The following is a 10,860-nucleotide window of genomic DNA, read 5'->3' on the forward strand; positions in this document are numbered from 1 at the left end:
GCTGAAGGCCTACACCGACACCGACGAGGAGTAGGCCCCGGCCGAAGAGAAAGGGCAGGACAAACGGTTCCGGCCGACGTGCAGGACAAGCTGCTGAAGGCCTACACCGACACCGACGAGGAGTAGGCCCCGGCCGAAGAGAAAGGGCAGGACAAACGGTTCCGGCCGAAAAGAGCGGGCAGGACCGAGGGGTCCTGCCCTTTTTTCATGGAACGACGCGCCGGGACGGCATTTTCTCCGGCTGTTATCCGAATGCAACGCAGAAACACGGCAGAAAAATCCGGCATGAGGAAAGCACGGCGCCCGCTCATTCATCCGGTTCTGCGTTGGAGCGTCAATTCTACCGCCGCATCCGCGAAACTCCATGTTAAATTAATGTTAATATTCGGCGGCAAAACCGTTTCATCGGGAAAAATGGCGTAAATTTGTTCACAATTTGCACTAAACCCTAACATGAGTGAGATCTACACTGTCATTGTAGGCATTCTGGGCATTCTCGCCATATCCGGTCTTTTTGTCGGCGTCACCAACGACGCAGTCAATTTCCTCAACTCCGCCATCGGCTCCAAAGCCGCACCCATGCGCACCATCCTGCTCGTCGCTTCGATCGGCATCATCATCGGCGTAGTAACGTCGAGCGGCATGATGGAGGTGGCCCGCAGCGGCATGTTCAACCCCGGACTCTTCACCTTTCACGAAGTGATGATGCTCTATCTGGGCGTGATGTTCGCCAACATCATCCTGCTGGACCTCTACAATTCGTGGGGACTGCCTACCTCGACCACCGTATCGCTGATCTTCTGCCTGCTCGGATCGGCCATCGCCGTGTCGATCTACAAAATCTCGAACACCCCCGATCTCGGCGTCGGCGCGCTGGGACAGTTCATCAACACCTCCCGCGCCATGGGCATCGTCTCGGCGATCCTCCTGTCGGTGGTCATCGCCTTCACCTGCGGAACCTTCGTCATGTACGTCTCGCGCACGATCTTCTCGTTCCGCTACACGCTTCCGTTCCGCCGCTTCGGGTCGATGTGGTGCGGCGCCTCGCTGACGGCGATCGTCTACTTTGCCGTCTTCAAAGGGCTTAAATCCATTCTGGCGGGACACGATTTCGTCACGATGGTGGACAATCACCTGCTGCTGTCGCTCCTGATCTGCTGGGTCGTCTGCTCACTGCTGCTCTTCTTCATACAGCGGTTCAAGATCAACATCCTGCGCATCACGATCCTTTCGGGCACCTTCGCCTTGGCGCTGGCCTTCGCGGGCAACGACTTGGTGAACTTCATCGGCGTACCCGTCGCCGGATTCGACGCCTACTCGATCGCCCGGCACAGCGGCGATTCCCAAATGCTGATGGGCGTGCTGAACGACAACGTTCCGGCCAACTTCCTGATCCTGCTGGCCGCGGGCGCCATCATGATACTCACGCTCTGGACCTCGAAAAAGGCCATGCACGTCACCGAAACCGAGCTGTCGCTCTCGGCGCAGGGCGACGAAGGCACCGAGCAGTACGGTTCGTCGGTCCTCTCGCGCACGATCGTCCGCGCGGCGCTCAACATCAACGCCGGCATCGAACGGGTCATCCCGCCGCGCGTGCGGGCCGCCATTTCGCGCCGCTTCGAATACGAGGACATCGAACACAGCGGCGCGCCGTACGACATGATCCGCGCCACGGTAAACCTCACGACCTCGGCCATGCTGATCGCCATCGCCACGTCGCTCAAACTGCCCCTCTCGACGACTTACGTCTGCTTCATGGTGGCCATGGGTTCGTCGCTGGCCGACCGCGCATGGGGCCGCGAAAGCGCCGTATACCGCATTTCGGGTGTCATGACCGTCGTCGCCGGCTGGTTCATCACGGCACTGGGCGGATTCCTGATCGCATTCGTCGTGGGGCTGGCCCTGATCTACGGCGGAACCGTCGCATTCGTCATCGTCACCCTCTTGTGCGGCTACATGCTCATCCACAGCAACTTCCTGAAAAAAGGCAAATCCGCCTCTCCCACGGCGGCCAACGCCGACACGCGCACCAACGAGGACATCATCGCTAACCTGCGCGAAGAGGTCTGCCACACGATGGAGTGCGCCACGAAGATTTACGACCGCACGCTGATCGCCGTCTTCAAGGAGAACCGCAAGGTGCTGCGCGACATGGTCAAGGAGTCGAACGACCTCTTCTACCAGTCGCGCGAACGCAAATACACGCTGCTGCCCACGCTCAAGAAGTTGCAGAGCGGCGACGTGAACACGGCCCACTACTACGTGCAGGTGGTGGATTACCTCAACGAAATGACCAAGGCGCTGATGCACATCACGCGCCCTGCGTTCGAACATATCGACAACAACCACGAAGGACTGTCGAAGGAGCAGGCCAAGGACCTGATGTCGATCAACGACGACGTGGAGTCGATCTACCGTCACATCAACCAGATGCTGCGCGACGGCGACTTCACGGAGATCGAGATGGTGCTGGCGCTGCGCGACCAGCTGTTCGAGTCGATCGCCGAGGCCATCAAATCGGAGCTTGGGCGCATCAACGAAGCCCGGTCCAACACCAAGGCGTCGATGCTCTACCTGACGATCCTGACCGAGACCAAGAACATGGTGCTGCAGTCGCGCAACCTCCTGAAATCGCAGCAGTACTTTCTCAAACACCGTGCGGGCGCGCCGCAGCGGTGGATCAAACCGACCAAATAAGCGCGGATCAGCATGGACATAGCACAAGCCAAACGCCGGGAAAACATCGCCGAATACATCCTCTACCTCTGGCAGCTGGAGGACCTGCTGCGGGCGCTGCAATTCAGCCCCGAAGCGATCTTCTCGACGCTCATAGCCCCCCGCAAGGACATCGCCGACGAGCAGAAGCACGTATTCCTGCTCTGGTACATGGACATCGCCAACCTGCTGCATCAGGAGGGCAAAGACGAAAAAGGGCATCTGGAACATACGCTCCACCTGATCGGCGACCTGCACGATTTGCACCTGCAGCTGATGAAGCTCCCCGTCGGCGAGCACTACCGCAGGACATACGCCCGTCTCGAACCCGAACTGCCGCGCCTGCGCGCCGTGCTGGGCAATCCGGGCATGAACGACACGGAGTTGTGCTTCAGGGCCTTGTACGCCGCCATGCTCTATCGCATCAAGGGCGAGGGCGAAAAGTCGGCCGTCGCCGACACGCTCGAATTCATCTCTCCGGTAATCGCCGAGCTGGCCGACATGCACGGCAAGGTCGAGCGCGGCGAAGTCGATCTGTTCAAGACGGCCGAGGGCAAATAACGGCCGACTTTCCCGCGGCTGCCGTATGTCGCCATGGCGACATACGGCGACCGGGAAACAAGCACCGGCACCGATCTTAAAAAAGGATGTCTTTTCAGACATCCTTTTATATCATCCGGCGAAAAGCCCCCCTCTCCGACACATACGGAGCGGCTATTCGATCTCCAGCCCCATGATGTAATCGTTCATGTAATAGCCGTCGCCGATCGGGAAATCGCCTTCGCGGAGCTTGCGCATGCCCATCTTCTCGTAAAAACGCACTGCACGGTTGCTGCGGTTTACGTTCAGCTCCATCCTGCAGGGCGCGGGATGCACCGAACGAACATATTCCACAGCATGGCGGAACAGGAATTCCCCGACGCCGAGACCCTGAAAACGGGGCAGCACGTAGATTTTCTGCAAATGGAACAACTCTTCGGCCTCCTGCTGCACCGAAAGGTACCCGCACGGTTCGCCGTCGGACGAGGCGATGAACCACGCAACCCCGGTGCGCATCTCACGCCGCAAGACTTCGGGCGCATACATCCACTTCATCATGTAATCCATTTGCGACGAGGTGATAATTTCGCGGTAAGTCGCCGGAAACACCTCGTCGGCCAGACTGCGGATCAGTCCGCAGTCGGTCTCCACAGCTCGTCTGATAGTAAGCATCTTCAACGGTTTTACGGTTTGCGCCGCCCGCAGTTTCCCGCGGAGAGACCCCGCAACGAGTTTCCGGCATCAGGCCGGCGGCCGGCGGTAAAGATAAACAAAAAAAGCCGACTTTGCGTCGGCTTTCACTCTTTCCTAACGGGGAACTAAGCGTACTTGAACGTCGATTCGTCCGATACGGTCAGCTTCTTGCGACCTTTCGCGCGACGTGCAGCCAGCACCTTACGGCCGTTCGCCGTCTCCATACGACTGCGGAAACCGTGCTTGTTGATTCTTTTCCGGCGCGAGGGCTGGTAAGTTCTCTTCATTGCCATAGCTATATACTTTTTATTGTTTCAGACATTTTTACGGATTGCAAAAGTACAACAAAAAAGTTATCCGCAAAAATTTTTCACGAAAATAATTCAAAAAAGCCGGGCAAAAAGCACGAAATCTTTTTAACTTTGTCAAGAAGAGGAGGGACGAAAGCCCGCCGACGGCACATCCTGCGGCTGCGCCGCCGGGAGCGGAATCCGGCGGGAAACACGGTCCCGCAGTTAATTATCACGCATATGGCAATTTTCAAAGTCGAAGGAGGCCACCGCCTTCACGGTAGCATTACGCCCCAAGGCGCCAAAAACGAGGCGTTGCAGATACTCTGCGCCACGCTGCTGACTCCCGAACGGGTCACGGTGCACAATATCCCCCGGATTCTGGACGTCATGCAGCTCATCGAGCTGCTGCGCCGCATGGGCGTCGAGGTCGAACAGCTCGCCGAAGACACCTACAGCTTCTGCGCCAAGGAGATCGACTTCGAATATCTGCGCACGGAGGACTACCGCCGGCGCTGCACGCGCCTGCGGGGTTCGGTGATGCTCATCGGCCCGATGCTGGCCCGCTTCGGCGTGGGCTACATCCCCAAGCCGGGCGGCGACAAGATCGGCCGCCGCAGGCTCGACACCCACTTCATCGGATTCCAGAAGCTCGGCGCGAAATTCAACTTCGACATCGCCGACGAGTTCTTCATGGTCGAAGGCAAAGAGCTGAAGGGCACCTACATGCTGCTGGACGAGGCTTCGGTGACGGGTACCGCCAACATCGTTATGGCCGCAGTCTTGGCCAAAGGCTCGACGACGATCTACAACGCCGCCTGCGAACCCTACCTGCAGCAGTTGTGCAAGATGCTCAACCGCATGGGAGCGCGCATTTCGGGCATAGCGTCGAACCTGCTGACCATCGAGGGCGTCGATTCGCTCGGAGGCACGGAGCACACGCTGCTGCCCGACATGATCGAGGTGGGCAGTTTCATCGGCATGGCCGCCATGAACCAGTCGGAGCTGACCGTCAAGAACGTCTCGTTCGAGAACCTCGGCATCATCCCGGCGCAGTTCGCCCGCATGGGCATCCGCTTCGAACAGCAGGGCGACGACATCCATATTCCCCGGCAGGACCACTACTCGATCGAGACCTTCCTCGACGGCTCGATCATGAACATCGCCGACGCCCCGTGGCCGGGACTCACGCCCGACCTGCTGTCGATCTTCCTCGTGGTGGCGACGCAGGCCAAGGGCGCCGTGCTGATTCACCAGAAGATGTTCGAAAGCCGTCTGTTCTTCGTCGACAAACTGATCGACATGGGGGCGCAGATCATCCTCTGCGACCCGCACCGCGCCACGGTCATCGGCCACGACCACCGCATACGCCTGCGCGCGACGCGCATGACTTCGCCCGACATCCGCGCGGGCGTGGCGCTGCTGATCGCCGCCATGTCGGCCGAGGGGGTCTCGACGATCCAGAACATCGACCAGATCGACCGCGGCTACCGCGACATCGACGGCCGCCTGAACGCCCTCGGCGCCCGCATCACCCGCCTCGACGAGTGCGAATAACAAACCGAAACAAACGATACTCTGATTTATGTTCTTGGAAAACGCCAGCCGCAAAGGCTGGATCGAAGTAATCTGCGGCTCGATGTTCTCAGGCAAGACCGAAGAGCTGATACGCCGTCTCAAACGCGCCAAATTCGCCAACCAGAAGGTTGAAATCTTCAAACCCCGCATCGACGTGCGCTATTCGGAAGAGGAGGTCGTCTCGCACGACGCCAACGCCATCCGCTCCACGCCGGTCGACTCGGCCCGGAACATCCTGCTGATGACCTCCGACGTCGATATCGTGGGCATCGACGAGGCGCAATTCTTCGACGACGGCATCATCGAGGTCTGCCGCGAGCTGGCCGACAGCGGCGTGCGGGTCATCGTCGCGGGACTCGACATGGACTACACCGGCAAGCCCTTCGGCCCGATGCCGGCGCTGATGGCCACGGCCGAATACGTCACCAAGGTCCACGCCATCTGCGTCCGCTGCGGCAACCTCGCGCACCATTCGCACCGCCTTACGCAAGACGAAAAGCTGGTCATGCTGGGCGAAACCGACTCCTACGAGGCGATCTGCCGCCACTGCTTCAAGGAGCTGGTCCGAAACCGGAAAGAGACCGAATAGCCGCACAAGCCCCGCCGGCAAAGAGACACCCGCGCATGGAAGAACTGAAGTTAGCCAACCACAACACCACGCTCGTAGACAGCGTCGAGGAGAGTCTGATCTCCTACTTCAAGGAACAGGGTCTGCGCCCCGGATGCAGCATTCCGAACGAGATGGAACTCGCGGCGTCGCTGGGCGTCGGCCGGGCCGTACTGCGCGAAGCGCTGAGCCGCTTCAAGATGACCGGCATGATCGTCTCGCGCACCAAGAAAGGCATGGTGCTGGGCGAGCCGTCGCTGCTCGGCGGCATGAAGCGGTGCATCAATCCGCTGCTGATGAACGAATCGACGCTCTGCGACATCCTCGAATTCCGCGTGGCGCTCGAAATCGGCATCAGCGACAACATCTTCCGCAACCTCACCGACGCCGACGTCGCCGAACTGAAGGAGATCGTCGAGATGAGTCAGGTCATCGGCAACAATAAATACGCCCCGGTCAGCGAACACCGTTTCCACACCAAACTCTATGAAATCACGGGAAACAAGATCATCACCGAATTTCAGGACATCATCTATCCCGTGCTGGATTTCGTCAAGGAGAAGTACCGCGACTTTCTGGAACCGATCGAAAAGGAGCTGGAGCGGGCCGGTGCGCTGGTGACGCACCGCGACCTGCTGAAATACATCGAAAACCGCGACCTGAAAGGGTACAAAAAGGCGATCGAAGAGCATTTCAGGCTCTATTCGATCTATCTGGAACGCCACAAGAAATAGCGCCGGAGATCATGCGGCCGGAGGGGCGGAGCCTGCGACGTCTCCGTCCCTGCAATGCCGTCACCCGCCGTCACCCCCTGCGACGCCTCAGCTCCTGCCGTTCGTCATCGGGCCGCGCGCAGCGCCCCGATGAATCCGGGCCAGAGACACCATAGGTTTTCGGTCTGCAACCACAATTCGCGGGCCTGCGCCCGAAGCGAAGGGCGTTCGCTCTCGATATCGCGCAGGTAAGTCTCGTCGGCGGGATGCTCCTCGGCCGTAAATTCGGCGAAATAGGGCGCAAAGCGGGTTTTGAAGCGCTGCAACTCCCCTTCGGGCAGCTTCCCGCCGCGGCGGAACGCCGACCATAGCAGCAGGATTTCGCGGCTGGCATACTTGTCCGACACGTCGTTGATCACCTCGTCGAACAACTCCTGCTCGTCCATGGCCAGATAATCGAAAGCCAGCAGTTCACTCCCCTCCAGATGGTCTTCGGGGTCCAGTTCGAGCAGCAATTCGAGCAGTGCCGCCGACATTTCGAAGTCGTTGATCAGAAAATGGTCGATGGCCGACGCCCGAATCAGTTCGAGGGCCGCGCGCGAATTGCGGTGGTTCCATTCGAGATTCACCTCCTCGTCCTCCGGCACCAGCTCGGCAAAACGCTGAAAGGCCTGAAACCGCTCGTTGCAGGCTTCCTCGACATTTCCGGCACGCTCCATTTCGCGGGTACGGGCCAGTACTTTGGCAAAATTATAGGGTCCCTCGCCGATTACCTCGTAGGTCTGGTCGGCAGTCGGGTTAAGGCAGGGATTTTGCATCGCGCCGCATTTTAAAAATTAGAATTATCAACAATACGAGTGTCACCGCCCCGCCCAGCAGGTAGGCCGCCGCACGGTCGCGCATGCCGCACATGAGCGGAGAGACGAAGACATAGGACGAGCATACGTAGGTCATGACCGTCGCCGGAATCAGCCCCACCCAGCGGTTGCGGCCGTGCCGGTTCAGGAAAGCCGTAATCATCCACAGCGTGACCATCGCCAGCGTCTGGTTCATCCACGCGAAATAGCTCCACATTGTCTGAAAAGGCAGACAGAATATGATTACGAGACCTGCAGCGAAGAGCGGAACGCTGATGCAGATGCGTTTGCGCAGGCTCCGCTGCTCGACGCCCATAAAGTCGGCGACGATCAGCCGCGCCGAGCGGAAGGCCGTGTCGCCCGAAGTGATCGCGCAGGCCACGACTCCGAAAATCACGAACCCGGCCAGCACCTCGCCCAGCGTGTCGCGGGCGATCGCGTCGACCATCACGGCCGCCTGTCCGCCGTATTCGGCGATCGCGGCGTTCAGCCCTCCGACGCCGTTCCAGAACGCCATGGCGACAGCCGCCCAGATCAGGGCGATGATGCTCTCGGAGATCATGGCGCCGTAAAACACGGGCCGGGCCTGACGCTCGGAGCCAAGACAGCGGGCCATCAGCGGCGACTGCGTGGCGTGAAATCCCGAAATCGCGCCGCAGGCGATGGTCGTAAAGAGCATCGGCACGATCGGAAACCGCGCCGCATCGGCGATCTGGTTCCGGAAAGAGGTGAATTCGGGAATCGTATATTTCCCGCTGAAAAGCAGTACCGCAAGGATTCCCAGCGCCATGAAAAGCAGCGCACAGCCGAAAACCGGATAGATGCGTCCGATAATCTTATCGACGGGCAGCAGGGTCGCCACGATATAATAAACGAGAATGACGCCCAGAACGATCAGCAGCAGCCACGAGAAATCGCCGAAGACGATTCCCGAAAGCGCCGGAGCGTCGATGCGGTTGGCGATCAGCGAAGCGGGCTGCGAGAGGAACACCGCGCCCACGAGCACCATCAATCCGACAGAAAAGACGCGCATCAGCTGTTTGACGCCGTTGCCCAGATAGGTGCCGACCGTCTCCGGAAGGCTCGCGCCGTTATTGCGCAGGGAGATCATGCCGGCGATAAAGTCATGGGCCGCGCCCATGAAAATCCCGCCGAACGTAATCCAGAGAAACGCCACGGGACCGTAGGCCGCGCCCAGCACGGCGCCGAAAATCGGCCCCAGACCGGCGATATTGAGCAGTTGGACGAGGAAAGTCTTCCACATCGGCATCGGAATATAGTCCACGCCGTCGAACGACACGGCCGAAGGCACGGGACGCCCTGCATCGGCCCCGCAAAGACGCTCCAGATAACGTCCGTATGTAAAATACGCCGCCACCAGCAGCGCAAGGCACACCAGAAAAGTGATCATTATCGGGTTAGTTTTGCACGAATATAGTAAGAAATGTGAGAATTTTTGAAAAATTGTTGTTTGAAAAAAATATTTTTCAGATATTTGCAGTCCCAAAGGGAACTTAATGTTCCCGGCAAGCCGAAATAGCTCAGTTGGTAGAGCGTTTCACTCGTAATGAAGAGGTCCCGGGTTCAAGTCCCGGTTTCGGCTCAAGCCACCGCAAAAGCGGTGGCTTTTTTTTATCGGAGAAGTCCCGCCCAAAGCGCCGAAATGCACCGGCAGCGAAATATCTGCAAATAAATGCAGATATTCCGATTATAATGCCTATCTTTGGCAACCCGGACAATCGAGTTCATATTGTAACTTTCTTGGCAATACACTGTCCCGCTTATCTTTAGCAGGTCTTCTCCATCGCTGATTCAGCCTTCAAAACCGACTTTTTTTGTTCGAATACCGACTCGCTCCAGCAACAGCGCGGCACGGAGCATATCCGGCGGCGTGCGGCAACGGCGGCGAAAGCCTGGAACAAACACATTTTAATCATATAATTAATGGCGATTTCATTCAGCAAAAGAGAATTAGAGAAGAAAAAACAAGGCAAGAAGTTAGAGAAGCAACAGCGCAAAGAGGAACGCAAAGCCAACAGGGGCGGCAGCTCGCTCGACGACATGATCGCGTATGTCGATGCGAACGGCATGATTACCGACACGCCGCCCGACATGAGCAGCAAACCGAAGGTCGATGCGGAGACCATCGCGGTATTCGTCCCCAAAAAGGAGGAGCAGGAGCCGGTCGCACTGCGGGGACGCGTGGAACATTTCAACACAGACAAAGGCTACGGTTTCATCAAGGACCTCGACAGTACGGAGAAATATTTCTTCCACATCAGCAACGCACCGGCCGACATCGCCGAAGGCGCGCTGGTGACCTTCGAGACGGAACGCGGTCAACGGGGACTCAATGCGGTCAACATAGCATACGCAAAATAAACAAGCATCATTTCACATAATCAAAAGACAGATGAACATTTACGTTTCAAAACTGAACTTCCGCACGACAGGCGAGAGTTTGCAGGCACTTTTCGCACAATACGGAGAGGTATCTTCGGCTAACATCATCACAGACCGGGAGACCGGACGTTCGCGCGGTTTCGGCTTTGTCGAGATGCCCGACGAGGGCCAAGGTCAGAGCGCCATCGACGCCCTGAACGGCACCGATTTCGAGGGTATGACGATCATCGTAAACGTAGCCCGCCCCAAGACCGAACACGGCAACGGCGGCGGTTACGGAGGCAACCGCGGCGGCGGTGGCTACAACCGCGACGGTTACGGCAAAAGACGGTTCTAAACCGGGAATATAATTCCACAATCCGGCCGCAGGAGTCTGTTTCGACAGGTTCCTGCGGCTTTTTCGATGCCCAAGGCCGGCGAATCCCGGAGCGTACGGCCAATCGCAGAGTGCATGACCGGCTATG

Annotated in this window: 11 protein-coding genes and 1 tRNA gene; 8 read left to right on the forward strand and 4 right to left on the reverse strand. The window is 58.4% G+C overall.

Annotated elements, in window-relative coordinates; all coding sequences use genetic code 11:
* Window positions 1-453 precede the first annotated feature (453 nt).
* Window positions 454-2,697 carry an inorganic phosphate transporter gene (locus ACESTR_RS09845; RefSeq protein ID WP_014775202.1) on the forward strand — a complete coding sequence of 748 codons (2,244 nt, stop codon included), beginning with the start codon at window positions 454-456 and terminating at the stop codon, window positions 2,695-2,697.
* Between the two features lie 12 nt (window positions 2,698-2,709).
* Window positions 2,710-3,276 carry a DUF4924 family protein gene (locus ACESTR_RS09850; protein ID WP_009596837.1) on the forward strand — a complete coding sequence of 189 codons (567 nt, stop codon included), beginning with the start codon at window positions 2,710-2,712 and terminating at the stop codon, window positions 3,274-3,276.
* A gap of 153 nt (window positions 3,277-3,429) precedes the next feature.
* Here the strand turns inward: ACESTR_RS09850 and ACESTR_RS09855 are convergent, their stop codons facing one another.
* On the reverse strand, window positions 3,430-3,927 hold the full coding sequence (locus tag ACESTR_RS09855; protein WP_009596925.1) for a GNAT family N-acetyltransferase: 498 nt from the start codon (window positions 3,925-3,927) through the stop codon (window positions 3,430-3,432).
* 146 nt (window positions 3,928-4,073) lie between these two features.
* Window positions 4,074-4,235 (reverse strand): 50S ribosomal protein L34, encoded by a 162-nt coding sequence (gene rpmH / locus ACESTR_RS09860; protein ID WP_009596923.1) that lies wholly within the window; start codon window positions 4,233-4,235, stop codon window positions 4,074-4,076.
* A gap of 243 nt (window positions 4,236-4,478) precedes the next feature.
* Here rpmH and murA point away from each other — a divergent pair, with 243 nt between their 5' ends.
* The 3 genes from murA to ACESTR_RS09875 are packed head-to-tail and all read left to right on the forward strand — an operon-like array spanning window position 4,479 to window position 7,157.
* Window positions 4,479-5,795: a UDP-N-acetylglucosamine 1-carboxyvinyltransferase gene (murA, locus tag ACESTR_RS09865; protein ID WP_039939764.1), complete on the forward strand. Its 1,317-nt coding sequence runs from the start codon at window positions 4,479-4,481 to the stop codon at window positions 5,793-5,795.
* Between the two features lie 28 nt (window positions 5,796-5,823).
* On the forward strand, window positions 5,824-6,405 hold the full coding sequence (locus ACESTR_RS09870) for a thymidine kinase (RefSeq protein WP_009596798.1): 582 nt from the start codon (window positions 5,824-5,826) through the stop codon (window positions 6,403-6,405).
* Window positions 6,406-6,440: 35 nt separating this feature from the next.
* Window positions 6,441-7,157 (forward strand): FadR/GntR family transcriptional regulator, encoded by a 717-nt coding sequence (locus ACESTR_RS09875; RefSeq protein ID WP_009596814.1) that lies wholly within the window; start codon window positions 6,441-6,443, stop codon window positions 7,155-7,157.
* Between the two features lie 104 nt (window positions 7,158-7,261).
* Here the strand turns inward: ACESTR_RS09875 and ACESTR_RS09880 are convergent, their stop codons facing one another.
* On the reverse strand, window positions 7,262-7,954 hold the full coding sequence (locus ACESTR_RS09880) for a hypothetical protein (protein ID WP_009596908.1): 693 nt from the start codon (window positions 7,952-7,954) through the stop codon (window positions 7,262-7,264).
* On the reverse strand, window positions 7,935-9,404 hold the full coding sequence (locus tag ACESTR_RS09885) for a carbon starvation protein A (RefSeq protein ID WP_014775205.1): 1,470 nt from the start codon (window positions 9,402-9,404) through the stop codon (window positions 7,935-7,937). The genes ACESTR_RS09880 and ACESTR_RS09885 overlap by 20 nt, the downstream gene beginning before the upstream one ends.
* A gap of 119 nt (window positions 9,405-9,523) precedes the next feature.
* Here ACESTR_RS09885 and ACESTR_RS09890 point away from each other — a divergent pair.
* The 3 genes from ACESTR_RS09890 (at window position 9,524) to ACESTR_RS09900 (ending at window position 10,733) form a co-directional block, all read left to right on the forward strand.
* Window positions 9,524-9,596 (forward strand) — tRNA-Thr (locus ACESTR_RS09890).
* Window positions 9,597-9,937: 341 nt separating this feature from the next.
* Window positions 9,938-10,375 (forward strand): cold-shock protein, encoded by a 438-nt coding sequence (locus tag ACESTR_RS09895; RefSeq protein ID WP_009596899.1) that lies wholly within the window; start codon window positions 9,938-9,940, stop codon window positions 10,373-10,375.
* Between the two features lie 31 nt (window positions 10,376-10,406).
* Window positions 10,407-10,733, forward strand: a complete 327-nt coding sequence (locus ACESTR_RS09900) for an RNA recognition motif domain-containing protein (RefSeq protein WP_009596802.1) — start codon at window positions 10,407-10,409, stop codon at window positions 10,731-10,733.
* Window positions 10,734-10,860 lie beyond the last annotated feature (127 nt).

It is taken from the genome of Alistipes sp. DJF_B185 (assembly GCF_964250025.1).
In the GTDB taxonomy this organism is placed as follows: Bacteria; Bacteroidota; Bacteroidia; order Bacteroidales; family Rikenellaceae; genus Alistipes; species Alistipes finegoldii.